We start from the raw sequence: 23,994 nt of genomic DNA on the forward strand, positions 1-23,994 counted from the left end.
CGCAAGGGACTGGAGCCGAGACTGCTCTCCTCGCAGCACTCGGAGAATCCGCGGACCTCGAGATCGACCTGCCGACGGCGGGTCCGATTCGCGACCGGTCGTCCTCATCCGTCGACGGATCGCCGGTTGCGGTGATCCGCGCGCTGCACCGAGACGGCGTCGCGCACGCGCTCCGCACGGCATCCGCTTTCGGGGTGCCCGTCGCGACGCGGGGGGCGGGGAGCGGACTCGCCGGTGGATCTGCAGCGGGGAGCGGGTGGATCGTGCTCGATGTGTCGCGGCTCGATCGCATCGTGGAGATCGACGCCGTCGATCAGATCGCGGTCGTCGAGCCTGGGGTGTCCGCGGCAGAGCTCGACTCCGCTGCTGCCGCCCACGGATTGCAGTACGCTCCCGATCCCGCGAGCGTCGAGATCTCGTCGATCGGCGGCAACATCGCGACGAACGCCGGCGGCTTCCACGCGGTTAAATACGGCGTGACCCGCGACGCGATCCGTGCGCTCACGGTCGTGACCGGGGACGGTCGCACACTGCGCACCGGAGCGTCGACGGCGAAGGGTGTGGTCGGGTTCGACCTCGTATCGTTGATCACGGGTTCGGAGGGTACACTCGCCGTCGTCGTGGAAGCGACGGTGGCGCTGCAGCCGATCCCACGCGATACCGTGACGCTCGCGGCCTACTTCCCCTCGATCAATGCTGCTGCCGAGGCGGCGGTCGCGCTGCTCGGTTCGGATGTGACTCCGAGTCTCTGCGAGATCCTCGACGCTGCCACGCTTCGCGCCATCGACGCGGCAACGGGAACCGATTACAGCCGGCGCGGCAACGCGTTCCTGCTCGTGCAGGTGGACGGCTGGGGGTCGCAGGCCGAGGCCGCGCGTATCGCAGAGCTCCTCGATCCCTTCGCCTCCGAGATCCACCGGACCGCCGACCCCGCGGAAGCCGACCTGCTGATCCGCACCCGACGCCTCGCGCTGCCATCGATCGAGCGCCTCGGCAGGCTGCTCATCGAGGACATCGCGGTTCCGGTCAGCCGACTCGCCCGCGTCGTCGAGCGCATCGAGGAGATCGAGGCGCGCACCGGCACCCGCATCTTCACGATGGGCCACGCGGGTGACGGCAACCTCCACCCCATCATCCTCGTGCCGGACGACGACGACCCCGAACACCGCGCCCATCTTGCGGCGTCCGCGCAGGTCGCCGCCGACGAAGTCTTCGCCCTCGCGCTCGAGTTCGGAGGGACCGTGAGCGCGGAGCACGGCGTCGGCAGCGTGAAGCGAGCCTGGAGTCGGAAGGAACTCGGCGCTGTGGCAGTCGAGCTCCACGAGGGCATCAAGCGCGTATTCGATCCCGCTGGGATCCTGAACCCGGGAAGGGGATTCTGATGACAGTTGCGGTGAACGCGCGTTCGCATGACGGAGCGCTCGAGGAGAGTGAGCCGTCGAGTGAGAGGAATCGGTGGGAGGCCTGGCGGGGCGAGCGCCGCGCTGCTGCGCTCGCCCCGCACGGCATCGCTGCTGCCATCTCGACGGTGTGGCTCGATGACGAACCCCGGAGAGTCGAGGGGTTGCCCGGGCTCTGGTCCGCCGCGGACGGCGGGGTGCATCCGCATGAGGTGGAAGGACTCGATTCGGCGTTTGCGGCTGGTGAGTCCGTAGCGCTCGGCGAGCGACTCGTGCGCATCGTCTCCCGCGACGGAGCCCTGGCGGTGCGAGTGTTCGATCCCACCTCCCCGGCGCGCGAGGCGCTCCAAGACATCGACGCATTCGACTGGGATCCGAGCTGGCGCCTCTTCGGCGAGTTCGATCCCGCTCCCCGAGCGGTCAGAGTGCAGCAGGCCGACGGCGGCGCGGCCGACTTCCCGGTGGCGGGACGGATCCGGTTCAGCGCCGGTGGGCGGGAGTACTCCGTTCTGGGATTCCGTGTCGACCAGGGCCTGCACGTCACCTTCGCCGATGCGACGAACGGATCGGAGACGACGTCGTTCAGATTTCTCGATATCGAACTGCCCCGGGGACACGCGCATGCACAACCGGTCGAACTCGACTTCAACCGGTCGTATCTGCCGCCCTGTTCCTTCACTGCGGCGTATCTCTGCCCCCTCCCGCCGCCGGAGAACAGACTCGATCTGGAGCTGCGTGCCGGGGAAAGGGAACAGCGGTGGTCGAGCAAGGCGTGATTCCGATGCTCAGCGTGACTCGATCGGATCGAAGCAGCCGGTGTCGAGTCCCGCGGTGAGGCCGCGCTCGACGCCGTGTGCGACGGGGCGACCGGGATCCTGCGCCCACGCGCTCCAGGAGTCGACATAGAGATCGATGCGCTGCCCGAGCAGTGCGGCGGCGAAGACGAGCGACGAACTCGCAACCCCTCCGTGGCAGTAGGCGGCGACACGGTGCGTGCCGATCGCGCCGCGCTCCAGGAACCAGCGGCGCAGCGCCGCCGGCGGGAGCAGTGAGCCATCGGGGGCGAGTATCTCGGACGCCGGAGCGGAGACCGCCCCGGGAACGTGCCCCGAGCGCTCGTCGTCGAGGAAGCCGGCGTAGTGCTCCACCGGTCTGGCGTCGAGGAGTGTTCCCCCGGCGGCGATCTCCACGGCCCCGTCGGCATCGAGCGTGCGCGCGAATCGCGGCCCGGGCTGCGCGGGCTGCTCGGCGGCTTGTGCCGCGGGGGGCGCCGGGGCCGGTGAGCCCGGACCCGGTGATCCGAGGGCCGGATCCCGCGCCGCGTCGCCCAGCGCCCCGCCCGCCGCGAGCCATGCCGGCAGCCCGCCGAGCATCACCCGCGCACCGCCGACGCCCGCCCAGGACAGGACGAACCACGCCCGCGTCGCCGAGGTGAGATCCCCGGGGTTCCGGGTGAAGAGCACGATGTCCGCAGGGGCAGGGGCAGGAGCGCCGGCGTCGGCGTCGGCCCGCCAGCGCGCGGCCTCCGCGCGGACGAGCGCGGGGTCGGGGAGCGGCAGGTGGCCGGTGCCCGGCCCCGGGGGTCCCGCGAACACCGTCCGCACTCCGGCGCGATGCGCGCCCGGAACGGTCGGTTCGGAGAGGGAGGTGTCGCCCGGCGGCGTGCGCCACGGGACGACCTCGACGAAGACCGGTGCCGCCGCGCGAGGCGCCCCGGGACGGAACAGCAGCGCATCCGCGGGTCGCACCGGCTACCAGCCCGCGTCGTCCGAGCCGTGGATGACGAACTCGACCGGCAGATCGTCCTTGAGCGCGTTGTAGATCCGGCAGCGCCGCTTGTACTCGCCGACGAGTCGCTCGGGGCTGACGGGATCCTCGCCGTCGCTGTCGATGAAGCACTCCATGATCAGCGTGCCGAGCGTGCGCGCGTCCACGGCCCGTTCCACGCGGGCGAAGATCTCGACGCGTCGGTCTCCCTCGCCCTCGCCGAGCAGATCCTGCCTGAACGCGTTCAGCGCGCAGGAGACGAGCGACGCGACGAGGAGGTCGATCGCGCTCGCCGCCTCACCGGGGCCGCCGCTGAGCGGCGAGCCGTCCGACAGCAGCTCGAAGCCGTCGCCGCGCAGCCGGTAGCGGCCCCGGGTGTCGGTGAACTCGCCGTGCAGCCGGCTCGCGACGATGACGCTGTCTTCCATCCGGGTGCCTCCTGATCGGGCGGGCGCGAACTGCCGGCGGGGCGCCGGCGTGCATCGCGTTCGCACACTGTAGCAAGCGGTGCCGCGACCCCGGCCCGCTGTTGAGAAGTCTTACGCCGGGCGGGGCGTCAGAACGCCGTGGGCCGGAGCTGATCGGCGAACATCGCGACGACGCGGGTCAGACTGCGGTTGTCCTCCTCCAGCGTCGCGATGCGCTGCTCCAGCTCGGAGACCCGCTGCAGCAGCTCCTGCTTGCTCAGCGATGTGGTGGGCGCCGGGGCATCGTCGAAGTCGTAGCTGCCGTCGTCGTATCTGGCGAGCCACTGCCGCAGCGATTGCGGCCCCACGGCGAACTCCTCCGCGACCTCGCGGATGATCGCGCGGTTGCCGGGCTCGGCACGGCGGCGCCGGAACACCTCTTCGACGGATGCGGTGCGCACCTCATCGCTGTATTTACGTTCGAACGCCATAAAATACTCCTGGTTGCACCGAGCATACTGCTGCGTATATCACGAATGATATCGTGCGACGTTATCGCTTCGAGCGTGCTCCGCCGAGCCTGTTCCGTCGCGCTTGCTCCACTCCGACCACGACCCGATGTAGACAGGGGCCGCGACCCCGGCGGATGCGAGGGCGAGCGCCTGCAGGCTGGCGGAGATCCCGCTGCCGCACGACAGGATGATCTCCTGATCCTCCGGTGCGACGCCGAGCACCGAGCGATACGCGGCACGGATCTGCTCCGGGGCGCGCGGCCCGTCCTCGCCGACGAGCAGCCCGGTGGGCAGGTTCCGCGAACCGGCGATGTGGGAGCCGGCACCTCCGTAGCCCTCGGGGCCTCGGGCATCGACGAGGAGGGTCTCCGCGTGTCGGGCGGCGACCTGCTCGGTCGTCGCCACGACGGTGGGATCCGGAACGAAGGCCTCGGGTGCATCGGGGGTGTGCTGGGTGACGGAATCGGCGATCCATGCGGCGAGCTCGGCGATGCGCGGAGCCGGTGGGAGCCCGGGCCCGATCCGGAGCACGCGCACATCGGTCGCTCCCGCCCAGCGCAGAGTCACCCAGCCGCGCGCCGCGATGCTGAGGGCCGATGCATCCCGCGCGTACAGCAGCAGGGCGGTACCCGGTGCGATGCCGGCCGCGGTCAGCGTGTCGGTGAGCCGGGTGTGGTCGGGCAGCGGTTGCCGACCGGTCGTCGGGCCCTCGGCGCCCGCGAAGTCGGAGATCCCGAGGCGGATCGCTCCGGGCACCAGGGGGTCGGGTATCCGGGGTTCGGGATCCTGGTCGCTTCCGGGATCGGAGACCGGACCCGCGCCGACCTCGACCAGCCGGTGGGGTCGATCGGCCGGCGCGGCCAGCAGCGCATCGAGCGCGACGAGCGGCGATGGGATCGCCCGCGCCGCGGTCTCCTCCGGGCGAGCGGCGGTCGCGGGCCGGAGCTCGGTCCCGAGGGCGGTCCCCGCGGCCGGGGCCGTCACGAGCCGGCTCCGTCGTCCGTGACGACCCTGCCCGGCCCGCCGCTCAGCGCACCCGGGAGGATGTCGCGGAGCTCCCGCTCCTCGTCGGCAGTCGGCACCCAGCGGCTGGCCACGAGGTTCTCGTCGAGCTGCTCGGGAATCGTGACCCCCGCGATGACGCTCGCCACGGTCGGCTGCGCGAGGAGCCACCCGAGCGCGGCGGCGGCGGGAGTGATCTCCCGCTCCGCGGCGAAGGCCTCGAACCGCGAGAGCGCCTCCCACGGGGCCTCGCGCAGCAGATTGCGCTTGAGGTTCGTGATCTTCGCTCCCTGGGGCGCGTGCTGCGCCGAGTACTTCCCGGTGAGCAGGCCGTTCTGCAGGGGGAAATAGGGGATGAAACCGAGCCCGAAGCGCTGCAGGGCCGGGATGAGCTCCTGCTCCGGCCTGCGCCAGAGCAGGTTGTACTCGTCGGTCGTCGAGACGAACGCTGCGTGCCCCGCGGCGGCGGCGATGTGCTGAGCGTCCGCGATCTGCCAGGCGGCGAAGTTGGAGGCGCCGATGTAGCGCACCTTGCCGGATCGCACGAGATCGGTGAGCGCGGAGAGCGTCTCGTCGATCGGGGTGTGCGCGTCGGGGAAGTGGATCTGGTAGAGATCGATGTAGTCGGTGCCGAGTCTGCGCAGCGACTCCTCGACGGAGGTCAGGATGTACTTCCGGGATCCCGTCGACGAATAGGCCGGCCCGTGCGTCTGCTGGAGCGATCGGCCGAACTTGGTGCCTATGACCACCTGCTCGCGGCGGCCGCGGAGCGCGTCGCCGAAGAGCCGCTCGCTGAGGCCGACCTCGTCGCCGTAGCCCTCGGCGAGGTCGAAGTAGGTGACGCCGAGGTCGATCGCGCGGTCGACGATCGCCCGGACCTGCTCGGCGCTCTGCGCGCGCATGCCCGAGCGTCCGAAGGTGCTCGCGCCGACGCCGAGCTCGGACACGATGAGGCCGGAGGAGCCGACGGGGCGATGTCCGTCGGGGATCGCGGCTTCCGGGATGAGTGGCATGGTGCCTCCTTGGTGAGGTCCGGGGTCGCCGGACGGAATCTGTACTCGTATTTCTATTGAATTCGAGTGTGAATATACGTGTGATGACGTTTCGTTACGTATTTCTATATTGATTCTCAATGAAATATACCGTCATATGTTCTAGTTTGAAAAGTTATGGCAGACATAATCAAAACATCGACCGGTCGCTTCCGGACGGTCGGACATCGCACGGCGTCTCTCGCCCCGCACGGGACGGGAGACGCCGGCACAACGGAGAAGGATGCGCACGGATGACGGACACGCAGCTCGGAGAACTCGCCCATCGGGGCGTGCCCTACCGTCGCGCCGGACGGTCGGGCCTGCTGCTGCCCGCGTTCGCACTGGGTCTCTGGCACAGCTTCGGCGAGACGCGGGAGCGCCGCGCGCAGGCCGATCTCATCGTCGGCGCGTTCGATCGCGGGATCACCCACTTCGACAACGCGAATCGCTACGGGCCGCCGCACGGTCACGCCGAACGCGTGCTCGGCGACGTGCTCGGGCGCGAGCTGCGCGCCCACCGAGACGAGATCACCATCAGCACGAAGGCCGGCAACCAGATCGCCGCCCACCCGTACGGATCCGGTGCGTCGCGCAAGCACCTGCTCGACCAGATCGACCGCAGCCTGGAGCGTCTGGGGGTCGAGCACGTCGACGTCTTCTACTCGCATCGCCACGATCCCGCGACTCCGCTCGAGGAGACCGCGCAGGCGCTCGCCGACATCGCACGCCAGGGCAAGGCGCGCTACATCGGGCTCTCGAACTACCCGCCGGAGGCGATCGCCGCGATCGCACCGCTCCTGGGCGAGGCGGGTGCGCCCGTCGCACTCGTGCAACCGAGGTACTCGCTCCTCGACCGCACGATCGAGCGCGAGGGCCACGTGCTCGACCTCGCCGAGACCCACGGCTTCGGCGTGGTCGTCTACTCGCCGCTCGCGCAGGGCCTGCTCACCGACCGGTACCTCGACGGGGCGATCCCCGACGACGCCCGCGCCGGCCGCAGCGAGTTCCTCGGCACCGACTTCCTGACCGACGACTACCTGCGGCGCACCCGTGCGCTCGCAGGGCTCGCCGAGTCGGAGGGGGCCACGACGCCGCAGCTCGCGCTGCGCTGGATCCTGCGCGAGCAGGCCGTGACGAGCGTGCTGCTCGGCGTCAGCAAGCCCGAACAACTCGACGCCAACCTGGCGTCAGCACGCATCCCGCAGCTCGGCGACGCGCTTCTCGCGCAGCTCGACGAACTGTACCCGGACACACGAGAGGACTGATCCCGATCATGCACACCCCGAAGAGATGGCGCGGCCTGCACCTCGCCGCGGCGGCGCTCGTCGCCGGCGCACTGGCGCTCACCGCCTGCTCATCGACCACTGCGAACGCCGGAGACGCCGCAGCCGAGACCAGCGAGGAGGATCGCTACGGCGGAACCCTGAACATCGGACTCAACGCCGACCCCCAGGGCGTCGACGCCGCGGTCGTGAACCAGGTGTGGCGCCACGTGGCCCGCGCGCTGTCCGACTCGCTCGTCTTCCGCAACCCGGAGACCTCCGAGATCGAGCCGTGGCTCGCGAAGGAGTGGACGGTGAGCGACGACGCGCGCAGCTACAGCTTCACGCTGCGCGACGACGTCACCTTCAACGACGGCACGCAGCTCACGGGCGACGTGGTCAAGGCGAACTTCGAGAGCCTGCAGCGCGAGGGCATCCACTCCAGCGCCAAGACCATCGTGCAGGGCATCTCGTCGATCACCGTACCGAGCGAGTACGAGATCGTCGTCGAGTTCGCAGAGCCGAACGCCGCGTTCCTGCCGAGCCTGTCGCGCGCCCACGCCGGCATCGTCTCGGAGGCGACGGCGAAGCTGCCGGTCGAGGAGCGGCAGAAGGCGGTCGACGGCAGCGGGCCCTTCGCGCTGGTCTCCTACACGGAGAACCAGGAGATCGTGCTCGAAGCCAGGGACGACTACGACTGGGCGCCGGACTATTTCGATCACGAGGGGCGGGCCTTCCTCGATCAGGTGGTCTACAAGATCATCCCCGAGGACTCGGTGCGGAACGGGGCCATCAAGTCGGACGAGCTGCAGTTCATCTACTGGGTCGACGGCACCTACGTGCCCGAGCTCGAGGCCGCCGGTCTGAACGTCTCGTCGGAGGCCGTGAACCCGGCGACCGGCGAGGAGTGGCCCGTCAACACCTCCTCGAAGTTCCTGGGCGACGTGAAGGTGCGCCAGGCGCTCCAGTACGGCATCGACCGCCAGGCGCTCGTGCAGTTCACCTCGAACGGCTACGACCTCCCGGCGCAGGGGCCGCTCAGCCCCGAGAACCCCTTCTTCTCGGACCAGAGCGAGTTCCTCGCGTACGACCCCGACAAGGCCGTCGAACTGCTCCAGGAAGCCGGCTGGGACGAGGTCGGCGACGACGGGATCCGCGTGAACGCCGACGGTGAGCGCCTCTCGCTGCGCTTCCCCTCCGACCGCGCGGCGGCTACGGCGGTGCAGGACCAGTGGAAGCAGATCGGCGTGGAGCTGGTGATCGACGTGCCGCTCGCGGCCGAGGCCAACGAGAAGCTGCTCTCGGGCGAGTACGACATCGCGTACTGGTATCACTCCTCGCCCGACGCCGACGTGCTGCGCGCCAACTACGGCGTGAAGACCGGGTCGAACCGCTCCTTCATCCGCGAGGACGACGAGCGCGGGCAGGAGCTCGACGCGCTGCTGCAGCAGCAGAACACGATCCTCGACCGCGACGAGCGGCAGCAGGTCGTCGATCAGGCCGCGCGCATCCTCTCCGAGGACGCGTATGTGCTGAACCTCTCCGTCGATACCGACATCTGGGTGTCGTCGCCGCGTCTGCACGACATCAAGAACAACGGCCTCGATCAGCTGCTGTACGACGCCTGGCTGACGCCGGCCGAGTAGACGACACACGAGGAGCATCATGACGACGTCGATCACCCGGAGGCCGGGCGCCGCGCGCGCCGGCCTCCGGGCCCCGCGCCGGAACGGGGCCGCGGCGTTCGCGCGGTACCTCGGCAAGCGGCTGCTGTACGGCGTGATCGTGCTCTGGGGTGCGTTCACGGCCAGCTTCTTCCTGCTGTACATCCTTCCGGGCGATGCCGCGGGAGGGCTGACGTTCGGGGCCGAGGGGGACGACATCGAGGCGCTCCTCGCCGAGCAGCGCGCGCTCCTCGGCCTCGATCGCCCGGTGCTCGTGCAGTACTTCGACGCGCTCTGGGGCGCGCTCCGCGGCGACTTCGGCGACAGCATCTATCAGCGCCGACCCGCCACCGAACTCTACTTCGAGTCCTTCGGGCAGACGCTGGAGCTCGCGGCGACGGGGCTCGTGCTCGCCGTGATCCTGGGCATCGGGCTCTCGGTGCTCATCGAGCTCGTCGATTGGCAGTGGGCGCGGGAGGCGCTGCTGTCGCTCCCCGCAATCGCCGTGGCCGTGCCGCCGTTCTGGATCGGCCTGCTGCTGCTCCAGCTCTTCGCCTTCAAGCTCGGAATCATCTCATCCACCGGGAACGACAGCTTCCTCGGCCTCCTCGTCGCGTCGCTCGCGCTCGCGATACCCGGCGCCGGAGCGATCTCCCAGCTGCTCACCGCGAACCTCCGCGGCGCACTCACCTCGCCGTACATCGAGACCGTGCGCAACTGGGGGCTCGGCAAGCGCGCCGTCATCATCAGGCACGCCCTGCGCAACTCCCTGCTGCCGGTCATCACGTCGTTCGGCACGACCGTCGGCATCATGATCGGCGGAACGGTGCTCACGGAGATCGTGTTCTCGCGGCTCGGGGTGGGGCGCGTGATCGTCGACGCCGTCGACGGCCGCGACACCCCCGTCGTGCTCGTCTGCGTCACCGTGAGCGCGGCGATCTTCGTCGTCGTCAATTTCGTCGTCGACGCACTCTACCCGCTGATCGACAAGCGGATCTCTCTGGAGGAGCGATGACCGATCTCATCTCGCCGCCGCGCGCGGTGCCCGCCGCCGATGATCGCCGAGCAGGATCCCGAGGCCGGGCGGGCGCCGCCGAACCGCCCGGCTCCGGAGGCGCCTCTGGAGACCCCGGGGAGCCGGAGGGTCCCGTCGCGAACACCGCTCCGCCGCTCGGCCGTCGTCTCCTCGTGACCCTGTTCGGGCAGCCGACGCTCCTCGGCGCCTGGCTGTGGATCGCGGTGGTGCTCCTCTCGGCGCTCGTGCCGCAGTGGTTCACGCCCTTCGACCCGCTGCAGCAGGACGCGTACTCGCGGTTCCTGCCGCCGAGCGCCGAGCATCCGTTCGGTACCGACGACTACGGCCGCGACCAGTTCGCGCGCACCGTCTACGGCACCTCCGAGTCGCTGCAGGCCGCGGTCGTCGCCGTGCTCATCGGCCTCGTGTTCGGATCGCTCATCGGCCTTGTCGGCGGAGCGCTGAGGGGCGCGGTCGACACGATCCTGATGCGCGTGATCGACGTCATGCTCGCGGTTCCGAGCCTCATCATCGCGCTCGCGATCGTCTCCGCGCTCGGCCGCGGAACGATCAACATCGCGATCGCCATCGGGATCACGAGCGTCGCGACGTTCGCGCGCCTCATGCGCTCCGAGGTGCTGCGCGTACGAGGCCTGCCCTACGTCGAGGCGGCCGCGTTCGCGGGTCACGGCGCGACCTACCGGCTCTTTCGGCACATCGTGCCGAATGCCTCGGGGTCGGTGCTCGCCGCCGCCACCCTCGAGATCGGCACCGCGATCCTCGGTGTCGCCGCGCTCAGCTTCCTCGGCTTCGGCGCACCGCCGCCCACCCCGGAGTGGGGCGCCCTCGTCGCCGGAGGCCGCTCGTACCTCACCGTCCAGTGGTGGCTCAGCACGCTCCCGGGTTTCGTCATCGTCATCTCGGTGCTGGCCGTCTACCGCATCGGCCGCTCGATGAACAAGGGAAGGACCAGCGTTGTCGGATAACACTATCCTCGAGTTCTCCTCGCTGTCGCTGGAGTACCGCGTGCGCGGGCGCGCCCCGCACCGGGTGCTCGACGACGTCGGGTTCTCGCTGCCGCGCGGGGAGATCCTCGCGCTCGTGGGCGAGTCCGGATCCGGCAAGAGCACGCTCGCCCGGGCCGTGACCGGCACCCTCGCGCCCAATGCTCGGATCTCCTCCGGCTCGGTCCGGCTCGACGGGCGCGAACTCGTCGGCCTGGCAGCGAAGCAGTACGAGCGGTTGCGCGGCAGCACGATCGGATACGTGCCGCAGGACGCGCTGCTCGGGCTGAACCCGCTGATCCCGGTCGGCAGGCAGGCCGAGGAGCCGCTGCGCGTGCACACCCGGCTCGATCGCGGCGCACGGCGCCGGCGCATCCTCGAGCTCTTCGAGCGCGTCGGGCTGCGACGGGTCGAGCAGGTCTACGACAGCTACCCGCACGAGCTCTCGGGCGGCATGTGCCAGCGCGTGCTCATCGCCGCGGCGATCGCGGCCGACCCCGAACTCATCGTGGCCGACGAGCCGACGACCGCGCTCGACGTCACCGTGCAGAAGCGGATCCTCGACCTGCTCGTCGAGCTGACGCGGGCGGAGGGGCTGAGCGTACTCCTCGTGACCCATGACCTCGGCGTTGCGGCCGAGCGCGCCCAGCGCATCGTGGTGCTGCAGAACGGCCGGCTCGTCGAGCACGGCTCCGCCGCGGAGATCGTGTCGGCGCCGGCAGAGGCGTACACGCGTCGCCTGATCGCCTCCTCGCATCTCGGGCGAACCGCCGTCGATGTCGCTCGATCCAGGCGGGCGTTCGCGGATGCGCCGCGGGCGCGGGCGGCGCAGGAGCAGCCGGGCGAAGCCCCCGTAGTGCTCGCCGAGGGGCTCCGCAAGACCTTCCCGAACCGCGCGGGTGAACCGGTGGTCGCCCTCGACGACGTCTCTGTGAGCGTGGGCCGCGGCCGGACGCTCGGCATCGTCGGCGAGTCCGGATCCGGGAAGACGACACTCATGCGCACGCTGGCGGGCCTCGCGAAGCCGGATGCCGGCAGCGCGTCGATCCACGGCGAACCCGTCGAGTACGGAGCCCGCGGGGCGAGGGGCCGCCGCGGGCTCTACCGCCGGCTGCAGATCGTCTACCAGAACCCGTTCGCCGCCCTGAACCCGAGGCACACGGTCGAGACGATCCTCGAGGAACCGCTCACCGGGTTCCGCCTCGGAAACCGGGGAGAGCGTCGTCGCAGAGTCGCCGAGCTGCTCGACCTGACCGGTCTTCCCGCCGGCGTCGCGAGCCGGTACACGGCCGAGCTGTCGGGCGGTCAGCGCCAGCGGATCGCGATCGCCCGCGCGCTCGCGGTGCGCCCGGAGGTGCTCATCTGCGACGAGCCGGTCTCGGCCCTCGACGTCACCGTGCAGCGGCAGATCCTCGACCTGCTCGCGGAGCTCCAGCGCGAACTCGACCTTACTTATCTCTTCATCTCTCACGACCTCGGGGTGATCAGCGAGATCTCCGACGAGATCCTCGTGCTGCAGCACGGGGCGGTCGTCGAGAGCGGCACCGCGCTCGATGTCCTGCGCCAGCCGCGCACCGACTACGTGCGCGAGCTCCTCGCGGCGATCCCGCAGCCCGATCTTCCCGGCATCGTGCGGGATCCGGCGCTTCCCTGATCCCGGCCCCGATCCCGAACCGCCCCGATCCCAGCCCGACCCGATCCCGGCCCGACCCGATCCCGAACCACGCATCAGAAAGGCACACCATGAGCGACACACCGGCACGGCACCTGCACCTCGGCTACATGTACTGGGTGAACGGCACCCACTGGGGCGGATGGCGCCAGCCCGAGGCGCCCACCGACGGCGCCTTCGACTTCGAGTACGCGCTGCGAGCCGCGCAGACCGTCGAGCGTGGCAAGTTCGACTTCTTCTTTCTGGGCGACACGCTGCCGGGAGATCTGGTGACCGAGCAGTGGATCACCACGCACAACACCGGGCGACTCGAACCGTTCACGCTCGCGTCGCAGCTCGCCCTGCAGACGAGCAGGGTGGGCATCGTCGTCACCGCGCACCCGACCTACTACGATCCCTACATCCTCGCCCGGCTCACCGCCTCGCTCGACCACCTGAGCGGAGGCCGGCTCGCCTGGAACGTGGTGCTCGGCGCGAACGACGTCGCCGCGCGCAACTTCAGCCTGCCCGACCTCGGCGGTGAGACCCGCTACGAGCGCGCCGACGAGTTCATCGAGATCGTGAAACGGCTGTGGGACAGCGTCGAGGACGGGGCCTACATCCAGGACAAAGCGTCCGGCGCGTTCATCGACAACAGCAAGATCCACCGTCTCAACTGGAAGGGGAAGCACTTCAGCGTCGAGGGCACGCTGCCGCTGCGACGGCCGCCGCAGGGCCACCCACCGCTCCTCTACGCGGGTGCGAGCGAGCTGTCCCGGCAGCTCACCGCGAAGTGGTGCGACGTGAACTTCACGGGCCCCAAGTCCATTCGCGATTCGGCCGAGTTCAACGCCGATGTGCGCGCTCGCGCGGCAGCCCTGGGGCGCAATCCCGACGAAGTCTTCTTCCTGCCCGGCGTCACCCCGATCATCGGCGACACCCGCGAATCGGCGATCGCGGTCTACGATCGCCTCAACGAGTCGCTGCCCCTCGACGAGGATCCGATCACCGGCGGGAAAGACGCGGCGCACTGGCGCGAGTTCGTCGAGAACCCGCGCAACGGCGGGCCTCTGCGCTACGGCTTCCGCAACCTCGCCGTCGTCTCGGCGCGGATCGGCGCCGACCTCACCGCGCTGGGTCTCGAGGGGCTGGTCTCCGAGGAACTCGCCGCGAGTGTCAACGACGAGGGACGGCGGCTGCTCGCGCAGGCCGCGTCGCGCACGGATCGGAAGCCCGGCGGTGCCCAGCCGCTGCGCGCGAAGGACCTGCTGTACTCGGCGATCATCGACGGATTCCCGATCATCAACGGCACGGCTGCGCAGGTCGCCGACTTTCTCGAGGAGTGGTTCACGAGCGGGGCGGCCGACGGCTTCAACGTCCAGTCGCCCTACCTGTGGTCGCAGCTCGACCGCTTCGTCGACGAGGTCGTGCCGATCCTGCAGCAGCGCGGTCTGCACCGCCGCGAGTACGAGACCGACACGTTCCGCGGACACCTCGGGCTGCCCCGCCCCCGCGGCTTCTTCGAGTCGTCATATGACGACGCGCCGGGCGCGCGCGAGGGGAACGCTGGTACCGTCGAGCACACGGCGGCATCGGCCGCCGCAGCCGACGTGGAAACGGAGCCCGTGAGTGTCTGATCAGCTGCTGCAGGAGTCCGCCGCCGATGCGACCCCGATCCCGGCCGCGCGCGCAGAGCGCGTCGCCGGAAGTGTCGCGGAGCTCGTGGGAGGAACCCCGCTCGTCCGCATCAACCGGGTGGTGCCCGGGGGAGGGGCGCGGGTGCTCGGCAAGCTCGAGGCCGCGAACCCCGCGTCGAGCGTGAAGGATCGCACCGCGCTCGCGATCGTGGAGGCGGCGGAGGCGGACGGGCGCCTGCAGCCGGGCGGCACCATCATCGAGGCCACGAGCGGCAACACCGGCATCGCACTCGCCTGGATCGGCGCCGTCAAGGGGTACCGCGTGATCATCGTGATGCCCGACGATGTCTCCGGTGAGCGGCGCACGCTGCTGCGGGCGCTCGGCGCCGAGCTCGTGCTCACACCCGGGCCGCAGGCGATGGCCGGGGCGAACGAGGAGGCCGGCCGGATCCTCGAGAGCACACCGGGTGCGTTCCTCTCGGGGCAGGGCGGCAACGACGCGAACCCGGCCGTGCACGAGCGCACGACGGGGCCCGAGATCTGGGCCGACACGGCCGGCTCGGTCGACGTGCTCGTCGCGACCGTGGGGACGGGCGGCACGCTGACCGGAGCCGGCCGCTACCTGAAGGCCCAGAATCCGGACATCCGCGTGATCGCGGTCGAGCCGGCCGAGGCGCCCGTGCTGCAGGGCGGCGAGTTCCAGCCGCACAAGATCCAGGGCATCATCGGCGGCAACGGTTTCCCGCCCGTGCTGGAGATCGAGATCGCCGACGAGATCATCGGAATCCCGCAGGACGAGGCGATCCGCACCGCCCGCGAGGCGCTGGCGCTCGAGGGACTGCTCGTCGGGATCTCGTCGGGCGCCGCGCTCGCGGCCGCGCGGGATCTGTCGGCGCGGCCGGAGTACGCGGGCAAGACGATCGTCGCGATCCTGCCCGACACGGGGGAGCGCTACCTCAGCACCGAGCTCTTCGACCACGCGCGGGAGTAGCGGGTGCGAGGGCCGGTGGAAGGGCCGGCGCGACCGTCGGCCGACCGCCGGCGCGACGTCCGTGGATATGGGATCTGCAGAAGATATGACATCTTCACGCGAGCCAAGCATATCTTCTGCAGATCCCATATCTTCCGCAGCGGGCTGGCACTCGAATCGGGCCAGGCAGCGCGCGGGATCGCGGGGCGGCGGCTTTGCTAAGCTCGACGGCGGAGGGTTGTCCGAGCGGCCGAAGGAACTTGTCTTGAAAACAAGCATGCAGTAACCCTGCATCAGGGGTTCAAATCCCCTACCCTCCGCCACGGGAACAACGACAGAACCCCCGGGATTCTATGGAATCTTGGGGGTTCTGTCTGCTCGGGGGTGCTTGAGCTACTACTGGGTAGGAGCTCCACACCTCGCGTGACGAGTATCGTTTCGGGGGTCTGCCGGAGTTCGTGAATCGTGTGACCGCCACTGGTCTCAGTGCAGTTCAGGTGAGAGGCGCGAAGCGAAGTCGGCCCGATGGAGCGGTCGCGCTAGGAAGTTATCTGGCGTTCACCTTCGGCCCGCCCTCTGCTGCGCTTCGCAGGGGTTGCCTTGTTCGGCTTCGACGCACTTCGCCGTCTCGTCCCGCACGCGTCTCGTGAGTTCACGGCGCGACATACTTGTGCAGCAGTTCTCTGGGAATGTGGCAGTAATCACCGGGATGCCTCGTCAGCCGATCCTGATGCTCTTCTCCGCTTTTCACGTACCTCACCAGAGGGAGAATCTCGACGACGATGCGGTCGGAATCGTGTCTCCTGCCGATGAACGCCCTGGCCTGCTTAAGATGTTCGGGATCCTCTGAGTACAAGCCCGTGCGGTACTTCTCGCCGATATCCTCACCCTGCTTGTTCACGCTGTACGGATCGATGATCTCGAAGAGATACGCCATCAGTTCGCTCACGGACACGATGTCTGGATCGAACCTCGTTCTCACGCATTCGGCATAGCCGTCGTAGCTTCCGTCGAGCGTGCGGCTCCTCCCGTTGGCCCTTCCCGCCTCGGTGAACACCACTCCGGGAAGGGTCTTGACGAACGCCTGCACACCCCAGAGGCAACCACCGGCTAAATACACTTCTTGGATGGTGGACCCGTTGAGCGCAGCCATGATGCCAGCCTAGCCCCGTTCAGACATCAGAAGCGTCGGGGAGCAAGATTCTCGACACCGTCGTGCGCTGCCCCGCTCGTGACCTCGAAGCGTTGCTCTGCTTCTACGCCGGGTGCTCGATCTGATCGACAGTTGAGGGTGCGGGAGCATGGTGATCCTCATTTTGCCGCGTGATCGCGCGGCCGGATCGAGATTCCATCCGCACGACGGTGTCGCATCGAGGGCCGGTATCGACTCCGGGCTCAGAACCGGAGGGCACTGCCGTGCAAACGGGGCAGAGTCCTTCGTCGTCCTGCGCGAGGAACGAGTCGCAGGATCCACACCGCGGATTCGGCGTATTGAGACTCGCTTTGGCGCGGTGGTGCTCTCCTCCCTGCGGGGACTTCCCGGGGCCCCTTCGGCCGGGCACGGGGGAGCTGCGAAAGGGGGACACGCCGACAGATCCTGGGATCTGCCGGCGTTCTTCATCTTTCGACGCTGAGCGTCCTGAGCGCCGCCCGGTGTTTGCCGCCCGGTGCTCGCCCTCGACGGCGACTACTCGTCCAGGATGACCTCGCTCGCGCGCAGGGTCCGGATCTCGATCTCCTCGAGCTCCAGGACGGTGCCGTCGGCGCCGAGCCAGTACCAGGCGCTCAGGTCGGGCCCCGGGGCGTCGCGGCGCGTCAGGGTGTAGATGACCCCGTTCAACTCTTTGGTGTTCATGACCCGAATATAGACGCCCGGTGGTGGAGCATGCTGAAGCCCCTCTCCGGGATTCGGGGCGGGGAGCGGCTGCAGCATGCTCCGGTGTGCGGCCGGATCCTCCGCCCGGATCCTCCGGCCGGATCCTCAGGCGCTCGCGAGTTGCGGCGACTGAGCCGCCGTCGGCGCCGGGGCCCCTGCCGCCGTCGGCAGCCCGGCCGCGGGGATCGAGGTGCCCTCGTACGCGAGGTATCCGCGCTGGATCTCGATCTTGTCGGCGATGAACTTGGCGTCGTGCCACACGCCCCAGATGAAGGTGGAGCCGCGGTGCGACTGCCAGGGCAGTCCGAGGAAGTAGACCCCGGGCTCGGCCGAGACGCCGCGCTCGTGCCGCGGCAGCCCGCGCTCGTCGAGGGCGTCGACCTGCAGCCAGCCGTAGTCGACGCGGAAGCCGGTGGCCCACACGATCGAGGTGATGCCGGCCGCCGCGACATCGATCTCGAGGATCGGATCGGTGACGCACCGGGGGAGCGGGCCGAGCTCGCGAGCCGCGGGCTCCTCGGGCAGGTCGATGCCGGTGCGTGCGATGTAGGCGTCCGCCTCGTCGAGGATCGAGAGGTAGTTCTCGTCGCCCCTGCGGATGTTCCGGGCCAGGTCGGAGCCGAAGCTCATGACGCCGTCGGCGTAGGAATTCGCGCGGCCCAGGAGGGTGATGCCGCTCGCCGCGAGGTTGCGGAAGTCGATGGTCTGCCCGCCGCCCGCGCCGCTCACCGCGATCGTGACGTGCTCCGCGCCCTCGGCCGGGGTGGACTTCTCCCACAGCCCGAGCGTGCCGAGCCACCACACGAAGCTGCGGCCGCGGTAGCGCTGCGGCGGACGATCGTGCGGGCCGACCGCGAGGAAGACCTCGCGCCCCGCCTGGCGCAGTTCGTCGGCGATCTGCACCCCCGAGGATCCGGCGCCGACGACGAGCACGGCTCCCTCGGGCAGTTGCTGCGGGTTGCGGTACTGGCTGGAGTGGATCTGGCTGATGCCCGCTTCCTCGGGGACGATCGGCGGGACGGACGGCAGCTGGAAGGCGCCGGTGGCGGCGACGACGTAGCGGGCTTCGAACGCGCCCGCGCTGGTCTCCGCGATGAAACCGCCGCGGCCCTCGTTGCGGCGCACCGATGTCACCTCGACGCCGGTGCGGATCGGCAGATCGAACTTCTCGGCGTAGGCCTCGAAGTAGGCGGCGACGCGCTCCTTCGGCGCGAACTCGTCGGGGTCGACGTCGTCGAACTCCAGACCGGGGAAGCGGTCGTGCCATGCCGGGCCGTTGGCGACGAGCGAGTCCCAGCGCTCCGAGCGCCAGCGCTCCGCGATGCGGTTGCGCTCGAGGACGACATGGGGGATGCCGCGCGCGGTCAGGTGCTCGCTCATCGCGACCCCGGCCTGGCCGGCGCCGATGACGAGGACCTCGGTGACCTCGGCTTCTGGGCTGGACATAGTTCTTCTCCACTCGGATGGCTCGATGGCTGGGAGCGGACCGGCATGCGGGGCGCGCCGGGATCCGCACCGGGGATGAGAACCGGCTCATCCCGCTGCCCCAAGCAAACCCCAGGAGGAACGGGCAAAGCCAATATGCGTTCGCGGATCACTGCATCTATCTATTAGATTCAGGACAGTTACTGGATCGCTTTAACGCATGCATCGGTGGTGGCCGAGGGATCGCGCGAGAGGAGAGTTTCGGCGCCAGGATCGCGGGCGATTTCGGCGCCGAAACTCTCCTCTCGCGCTGGGGTGGCTGGGGCTTCTGGGAGTGGGGGTTTCGGGGGCTGGGTGCTGAGCGGCTGAGGCGCTGGGATGGCTACGCGTTGGGCTGGGTGCTGGGTGCTGGGACGGCGAGGGCGAGGAGGGGCCCGCTCAGACGCGCGGGTCGGTGAGGAGCTCGCGCACCACGGCCTCGACGGCTCGAGCCCGGGCCGAGCGCCTCGACTGCGCGAGGGTGGAGACCGCGACGCTGAGGCTCGCGACGGGGTCGGTGATCTCGATCGCGACGGTACTGGCGCCCGTGTAGGTCTGCTCGATGCGGGGGCGCTGGTTGAGGATCGAGTAGCCGAGGCCGGCCGCGACCATGGAGCGCACGGTCTCGTAGCTCGAGCTGCGGTACTTGATCTTCGGCATGATCCCCGCCTGCAGCAGGATCCCCTGGAAGTAGGCGCTGCTGCTGGGCGGGTCGAGGAGCACGAAGGGATCGTCGGCGACGTCGGCGAGCGCGATCCGCTTGCGCGATGCGAGCCGATGCTCGGTGTGCACGATGACGTGGGGTCGGAACTCGCCCACGATCGCGCGGTCGATGCCGTCGGCGTCGGTGAGGTTGTAGGTGATGGCGAGTTCGGCCCGGCCCCCGCGCAGCGCGGCGAGGCTCTCCTCGTGATCTCCCTCGGTGACCTCGATCTCGAGCTCCGGGTATCGCTGCTGCAGCGTGCTGATGAGCTGGGGGAGCAGGAACGGGGCGAGCGTGTTGAAGCAGGCGACCGTGATCGATCCTCGGATGTCGCTCTGCTCGGCCCGGATCGTCTCGAGCGTGTCGTTCAGGTGGTCGAAGAGCTGGTGGGAGTGCCGCAGCAGCGTCTCGCCCGCGGGGGTGAGCACGAGGCCCTTGGAGTGCTGGCGGATGAAGAGCGGCGCGCCGAGAGCCCGCTCCAGCTGCGTGATGGCGGTCGATACCGCCGATTGCGCGACGTGGAGTTCCTGGCTCGCTGCGGTCATGTTGAGCGTCTTGGCGCACTCGGCGAAGTAGACGAGCTGCGTGAGTGTGAGCGGGAAGCGCTGCGGCATGTCCGATCTCCCTGTGCTGAGGCATTCCGCGGCGGTACGGGCGGCGCGGAGAGGCGATCTGTTGAATAGATGATCTGGGTAAGTTTTAGCTATTTTACAGATGCTATGGCTGCTCCCGAGAATGGTGCCTGTAGAACACGACCATTCATCACTCGACGAGGAGGACCCCGTGGCTGAGACGACCCACGTGCGGCTGAGGAAGTTCAATACCCAGGAAACCTATCCCGAGCAGAACCTCGACAACGACCTCTGCCAGGCGGTCGTGGCGAACGGGGTGGTGTACCTCCGCGGTCAGATCGGCCAGGATCTCGAGACCCGCGAGTCGGTGGGGATCGGCGACGTGACCGCTCAGACGGAGCAGGCGATGGCGAACATCAAGATGCTCCTCGACGAGGCGGGCAGTCGCCTCGAGGACATCGTCAAGGTGACGATCTACATCATCGACCCCCGCTACCGCGAGGACGTGTACCGCACCGTCGGCAAGTGGTTGAAGGGCGTCTACCCCGTCTCGACCGGCATCGTGGTGCAGGCGCTCGCCCGCCCCGAGTGGCTCGTCGAGATCGACGCCACCGCCGTCATCAGCGAGAAGTAGGAAGCGCGCGCCATGACCTTCTCCCTGATCCTCCGCGATCCCGAGACCGGCGAGTTCGGCTCGGCGATCTCCTCCTCGCCCGCGGTCGCGGCCCGGTGCCTCAACCTCGCCGACGGCATCGGCGGCGCTCACTCGCAGAACGTCACCGACCCGCGTCTCGGGCCGCAGCTCCTGGATCGGCTGCGATCCGGATCGTCCGCGCAGCAGGCCCTCGACGCCGTCGTCGCCGCGGCCGATCCCGCGACGATCGACTACCGTCAGCTGCTGGTGCTCGACGGCGCCGGCCGAGCCGCCGTCTACTCGGGCGGCCGCGCCCTCGGGGTCTTCGGATCGGCGGCCCGCGAGAACGCGGTCGCGGGCGGCAACATGCTCGCGAGTCTCGACGTGCTCGACGCGCTGGTGGACACGGCGCTCTCTGCGACGGGGCGCATCGAGGAGCGACTGTATGCCGCGCTGCGGGCGGCCATGGCCGCCGGGGGCGAGGCGGGCCCGGTGCACTCGGCGGGCATCTCGGTCGTGGCGAATGCCGGCTGGCGGGTCACCGACCTGCGGGTGGACTGGGCCGATGAGGATCCGATCGGCGCCCTCGGACGCGTCCTGGAAGAGTGGCTGCCTCAGCGCGACGACTACGTCAGCCGCGGCATCGACCCGACCGCGGCCCCGTCGTACGGTGTGCCCGGCGATGAGTGACGAGCTGAAGCGCCGGATCGCGGAGCGCCTGTCGCGGGTGGACGGCGAACTCGTCGCGCTCTCGAACCGGCTGCACGACGATCCCGAGCTCGGCTGGCAGGAGTATCGCTCCTCGGCCGCGGTCGCGGGAGTGCTCGCCGCGCACGGCTTCGCCGTGGAGCAGCCGTACCTGGGCCTCGAGACCGCGTTCCGAGCGGTCTCCGGCGCGGGTTCCGGATCGGCGGAGCCCCGCTTCACCGTCGGTTTCCTCGCCGAGTACGATGCCCTCCCAGGGCTCGGTCACGCCTGCGGGCACAACCTCATCTCGGCGATGTCGGCCGGCGGGGCGATCGCGCTCGCCGCCGTGGCCGATGAACTCGGGATCGCCGTCGAGGTGATCGGCACCCCGGCGGAGGAGGGCGGCGGCGGCAAGATCGAGCTGCTCGAGCGCGGTGCGTTCCAGGAGCTCGACTTCGCGCTCATGGCCCACCCGGCTCCCGTGGACGTGGCCGAGGCGCGGCCCTTCGCGGTGGCGCACTGGCACGTGCAGTACGACGGCCGGGCGGCCCACGCCGCCGCGTACCCCGAACTCGGGATCAACGCCAACGACGCCTTCCTCATCGCGCAGCTCGCGATCTCGCTCATGCGGCAGCAGCTCCCCTCCGGGGTGCGGGTGCACGGCGTGCAGACGCGCGGGGGAGAGGCGCCGAACGCGATCCCGGAGCGCACCGAGGGGCGCTGGTACGTGCGGGCCGAGACCACCGAGCAGCTGCTCGAGCTCGAGGAGCGGGTGCTCAAGTGCTTCGAAGCCGGAGCGCTCGCGACCGGGGCGCGGCTCACCGTGACCCCCGAGAGCAAGCGCTACGCCGAGATGCGCGCGGACGAGGACGCGCTCGCGCTGTACCGTGCGAACGCGATCGCACTCGGTCGCGACTTCGACGTGGATCCGCAGGCCGCGACCATGAACCGCGCCTCCACCGACATGGGCAACGTGTCCCTGGTCGTCGACGCGATCCACCCCTACATCGGCGTCGGCGGCGAGGCGAGCAATCATCAGCCGGGCTTCGCCGCGGCCTGCGTCGGCCCGGTCGCCGAGCAGACGCTGCGCGACGGCGCGACCGCCCTCGCCTGGACCGCGCTCGACGTGGCGCTGCGCCGCTCGGGCCGCGATTAGATCCCGAACCACACGAAAAGAGGAAGACATGTCCCGCAGCTACGAGGAGTGGCAGGCCGCCGCGGCGGCCCTCGAGTTCGACGGCCGCCCGGTCATCGACGGCGCGCGCGTCGATGCGCGATCCGGCGCGACCATCGAGAAGACCAACCCGGCGACGGGCGAGGTGATCTCCCACGTCCACGCGTGCGACGAGGCCGACGTCGATGCGGCGGTCGCCGCCGCGCGCGCCGCCTACGAGTCGGGATCCTGGTCGCGCGCCGGGGCCGGCTTCCGTCGCGAGCGCCTGCTCGAACTCGCCCGACTCATCGAGGCGCGTGCCGACGAGTTCGCGCTCTACGACAGCCTCGATATGGGCAAGCCGGTGCGCGAGTCGTCGACGATCGATGCTCCGGGATCCGCGGCCCTCTACCGCTTCTACGCCGAGGCGATCGAGAAGCAGGAGGACCTGATCCCGGTCACGCCGCCGGGATCGACGGCGCTCGTGACCCGCGAACCCCTGGGGGTGATCGGGGTGATCGTCGCCTGGAACTACCCGCTCGAGATCGCCACCTGGAAGCTCGCCCCCGCGCTCGCCGCGGGCAACACGGTCGTGGTGAAGCCGCCGGTCGAGGCATCGCACTCGACGCTGCTGCTCGCCGAACTGGCGATCGAGGCCGGGATTCCCGCGGGTGTGCTCAACGTGGTGACGGGCCGAGGCTCGACCGTGGGCCGGGCGCTTGCGCTGCACGAGGACGTCGACATGCTCGCCTTCACCGGCTCCACCGAGGTGGCGAAGCAGCTGCAGCAGTACGCGGGCCAGTCGAACATGAAGCGCCTCGCGCTCGAGGCGGGCGGCAAGAGCTCGAACCTGGTCTTCGCCGACTGCGACGACCTGAGGCTCGCCGCCGAGAAGGCGGCGTTCGGCAGCTTCTACAACCAGGGCGAGGTCTGCTCGGCCAACTCGCGGATCTTCGTGGAGCGCGAGGTCTACGACGAGTTCCTGCGCCTCTACGCGGAGGCCGCCGGTGCCTACGCGCCCGGGGACCCCCTCGATCCCGAGGCCGGGATCGGTTCGCTCGTCTCCGAGGCGCACGCCGACACGGTGTGGGCCACGATCGAGAACGCGCGTCGCGACGGCACGATCTACGCGGGTGGATCCCGCCCCGAGATCGGCGGGTCCCGCGCCTTCATCGAGCCGACGATCGTCACTGATGTTGCGGCCGACCACGAGGTGCACACGCGCGAGATCTTCGGGCCGGTGGCGGTGGTGACGCCGTTCGACACCGAGGAGGAGGCGATCGCGCGGGCGAACGAGACGCCCTACGGCCTGGCCGCCTCGCTGTGGACCGGCAGCCTGTCGCGCGCGCACCGGGTCTCGCAGCGCCTCGTCGCGGGCACGGTATCGGTGAACACGGTCGATGCGCTGGGCTTCACCACTCCGTTCGGCGGCTTCAAGCAGTCGGGCTTCGGACGCGACCTCTCGGTGCACGCGCTCGAGAACTACACCGACTACAAGACCACCTGGATGCAGTGGGGCTGAGCGCTTCCCGCTGATTGAGCGAGCGTCAGCGAGTCGAAATCGCCCTGGCGTTCGCGCT

At 69.7% G+C, this 23,994-nt stretch carries 22 protein-coding genes and 1 tRNA gene; 14 read left to right on the plus strand and 9 right to left on the minus strand.

Translation table 11 applies throughout. From position 1 onward, the window contains the following. Nucleotides 1-131: 131 nt before the first annotated feature. On the plus strand, nucleotides 132-1,382 hold the full coding sequence (locus AMS65_RS15505; protein ID WP_241489472.1) for an FAD-binding oxidoreductase: 1,251 nt from the start codon (nucleotides 132-134) through the stop codon (nucleotides 1,380-1,382). After that, nucleotides 1,382-2,176, plus strand: coding sequence for a DUF1684 domain-containing protein (locus tag AMS65_RS15510; RefSeq protein ID WP_053385080.1), 795 nt, complete (start codon nucleotides 1,382-1,384; stop codon nucleotides 2,174-2,176). Before AMS65_RS15505 ends, AMS65_RS15510 begins: the two co-directional genes overlap by 1 nt. A 9-nt stretch (nucleotides 2,177-2,185) precedes the next feature. Here the strand turns inward: AMS65_RS15510 and AMS65_RS15515 are convergent, their stop codons facing one another. The 5 genes from AMS65_RS15515 to AMS65_RS15535 all read right to left on the minus strand — a co-directional run bounded on the left by AMS65_RS15515 (nucleotide 2,186) and on the right by AMS65_RS15535 (nucleotide 6,101). Continuing rightward, the gene (locus AMS65_RS15515; protein WP_053385081.1) at nucleotides 2,186-3,148 is read right to left on the minus strand and encodes a sulfurtransferase; all 963 of its coding nucleotides are present in this window, start codon (nucleotides 3,146-3,148) and stop codon (nucleotides 2,186-2,188) included. Between the two features lie 3 nt (nucleotides 3,149-3,151). After that, nucleotides 3,152-3,595, minus strand: coding sequence for an OsmC family protein (locus AMS65_RS15520; RefSeq protein ID WP_053385082.1), 444 nt, complete (start codon nucleotides 3,593-3,595; stop codon nucleotides 3,152-3,154). A gap of 128 nt (nucleotides 3,596-3,723) precedes the next feature. Next, nucleotides 3,724-4,065 (minus strand): transposase, encoded by a 342-nt coding sequence (locus AMS65_RS15525; RefSeq protein ID WP_053385083.1) that lies wholly within the window; start codon nucleotides 4,063-4,065, stop codon nucleotides 3,724-3,726. Nucleotides 4,066-4,104: 39 nt separating this feature from the next. Continuing rightward, on the minus strand, nucleotides 4,105-5,070 hold the full coding sequence (locus AMS65_RS15530; protein ID WP_053385084.1) for a sulfurtransferase: 966 nt from the start codon (nucleotides 5,068-5,070) through the stop codon (nucleotides 4,105-4,107). Continuing rightward, the gene (locus AMS65_RS15535) at nucleotides 5,067-6,101 is read right to left on the minus strand and encodes an aldo/keto reductase (protein ID WP_053385085.1); all 1,035 of its coding nucleotides are present in this window, start codon (nucleotides 6,099-6,101) and stop codon (nucleotides 5,067-5,069) included. The genes AMS65_RS15530 and AMS65_RS15535 overlap by 4 nt, the downstream gene beginning before the upstream one ends. A gap of 272 nt (nucleotides 6,102-6,373) precedes the next feature. Here AMS65_RS15535 and AMS65_RS15540 point away from each other — a divergent pair, with 272 nt between their 5' ends. From AMS65_RS15540 to AMS65_RS15575, 8 genes are all read left to right on the plus strand, one after another. Further along, nucleotides 6,374-7,387, plus strand: a complete 1,014-nt coding sequence (locus AMS65_RS15540) for an aldo/keto reductase (RefSeq protein ID WP_053385086.1) — start codon at nucleotides 6,374-6,376, stop codon at nucleotides 7,385-7,387. Nucleotides 7,388-7,395: 8 nt separating this feature from the next. Next, nucleotides 7,396-9,030 (plus strand): ABC transporter substrate-binding protein, encoded by a 1,635-nt coding sequence (locus AMS65_RS15545; protein ID WP_053385087.1) that lies wholly within the window; start codon nucleotides 7,396-7,398, stop codon nucleotides 9,028-9,030. A gap of 19 nt (nucleotides 9,031-9,049) precedes the next feature. Further along, nucleotides 9,050-10,063: an ABC transporter permease gene (locus AMS65_RS15550; RefSeq protein ID WP_053385088.1), complete on the plus strand. Its 1,014-nt coding sequence runs from the start codon at nucleotides 9,050-9,052 to the stop codon at nucleotides 10,061-10,063. Further along, entirely contained in the window at nucleotides 10,060-11,049 is a 990-nt protein-coding gene (locus AMS65_RS15555; protein WP_083451763.1) for an ABC transporter permease, read from the plus strand. The genes AMS65_RS15550 and AMS65_RS15555 overlap by 4 nt, the downstream gene beginning before the upstream one ends. Next, complete coding sequence (locus tag AMS65_RS15560) at nucleotides 11,039-12,721, plus strand: dipeptide ABC transporter ATP-binding protein (RefSeq protein WP_053385089.1); 1,683 nt, start codon at nucleotides 11,039-11,041, stop codon at nucleotides 12,719-12,721. Before AMS65_RS15555 ends, AMS65_RS15560 begins: the two co-directional genes overlap by 11 nt. Before the next feature lie 89 nt (nucleotides 12,722-12,810). After that, nucleotides 12,811-14,355: an NtaA/DmoA family FMN-dependent monooxygenase gene (locus AMS65_RS15565; RefSeq protein WP_053385090.1), complete on the plus strand. Its 1,545-nt coding sequence runs from the start codon at nucleotides 12,811-12,813 to the stop codon at nucleotides 14,353-14,355. A gap of 37 nt (nucleotides 14,356-14,392) precedes the next feature. Further along, nucleotides 14,393-15,346 (plus strand): cysteine synthase A, encoded by a 954-nt coding sequence (gene cysK, locus AMS65_RS15570; RefSeq protein ID WP_053385114.1) that lies wholly within the window; start codon nucleotides 14,393-14,395, stop codon nucleotides 15,344-15,346. Between the two features lie 211 nt (nucleotides 15,347-15,557). After that, nucleotides 15,558-15,648 (plus strand) — tRNA-Ser (locus tag AMS65_RS15575). A gap of 329 nt (nucleotides 15,649-15,977) precedes the next feature. Here the strand turns inward: AMS65_RS15575 and AMS65_RS15580 are convergent. The 4 genes from AMS65_RS15580 to AMS65_RS15590 all read right to left on the minus strand — a co-directional run bounded on the left by AMS65_RS15580 (nucleotide 15,978) and on the right by AMS65_RS15590 (nucleotide 19,982). Beyond that, a complete protein-coding gene (locus AMS65_RS15580) occupies nucleotides 15,978-16,478 on the minus strand; it encodes a peptide-methionine (S)-S-oxide reductase (RefSeq protein WP_241489473.1) in 501 nt (166 codons plus the stop codon). 534 nt (nucleotides 16,479-17,012) lie between these two features. Beyond that, nucleotides 17,013-17,180: a hypothetical protein gene (locus tag AMS65_RS19545; RefSeq protein ID WP_157502349.1), complete on the minus strand. Its 168-nt coding sequence runs from the start codon at nucleotides 17,178-17,180 to the stop codon at nucleotides 17,013-17,015. A gap of 126 nt (nucleotides 17,181-17,306) precedes the next feature. Beyond that, a complete protein-coding gene (locus tag AMS65_RS15585; RefSeq protein ID WP_053385091.1) occupies nucleotides 17,307-18,647 on the minus strand; it encodes a flavin-containing monooxygenase in 1,341 nt (446 codons plus the stop codon). 417 nt (nucleotides 18,648-19,064) lie between these two features. After that, nucleotides 19,065-19,982, minus strand: a complete 918-nt coding sequence (locus AMS65_RS15590) for a LysR substrate-binding domain-containing protein (RefSeq protein WP_053385092.1) — start codon at nucleotides 19,980-19,982, stop codon at nucleotides 19,065-19,067. Between the two features lie 169 nt (nucleotides 19,983-20,151). Here AMS65_RS15590 and AMS65_RS15595 point away from each other — a divergent pair, with 169 nt between their 5' ends. From AMS65_RS15595 to AMS65_RS15610, 4 genes are read left to right on the plus strand one after another with little or no spacing between them, the layout of a single operon-like run. Next, the gene (locus AMS65_RS15595; RefSeq protein WP_162231779.1) at nucleotides 20,152-20,574 is read left to right on the plus strand and encodes a RidA family protein; all 423 of its coding nucleotides are present in this window, start codon (nucleotides 20,152-20,154) and stop codon (nucleotides 20,572-20,574) included. 12 nt (nucleotides 20,575-20,586) lie between these two features. Further along, a complete protein-coding gene (locus AMS65_RS15600) occupies nucleotides 20,587-21,264 on the plus strand; it encodes a DUF1028 domain-containing protein (RefSeq protein ID WP_053385094.1) in 678 nt (225 codons plus the stop codon). Next, nucleotides 21,257-22,417, plus strand: coding sequence for a M20 family metallopeptidase (locus AMS65_RS15605; RefSeq protein WP_053385095.1), 1,161 nt, complete (start codon nucleotides 21,257-21,259; stop codon nucleotides 22,415-22,417). Before AMS65_RS15600 ends, AMS65_RS15605 begins: the two co-directional genes overlap by 8 nt. A 28-nt stretch (nucleotides 22,418-22,445) precedes the next feature. Further along, the gene (locus AMS65_RS15610; RefSeq protein WP_053385096.1) at nucleotides 22,446-23,936 is read left to right on the plus strand and encodes an aldehyde dehydrogenase family protein; all 1,491 of its coding nucleotides are present in this window, start codon (nucleotides 22,446-22,448) and stop codon (nucleotides 23,934-23,936) included. Nucleotides 23,937-23,994: the final 58 nt, after the last annotated feature.

The sequence above is a fragment of the Leucobacter celer subsp. astrifaciens genome (genome assembly GCF_001273835.1).
Lineage (GTDB): Bacteria > Actinomycetota > Actinomycetes > Actinomycetales > Microbacteriaceae > Leucobacter > Leucobacter celer.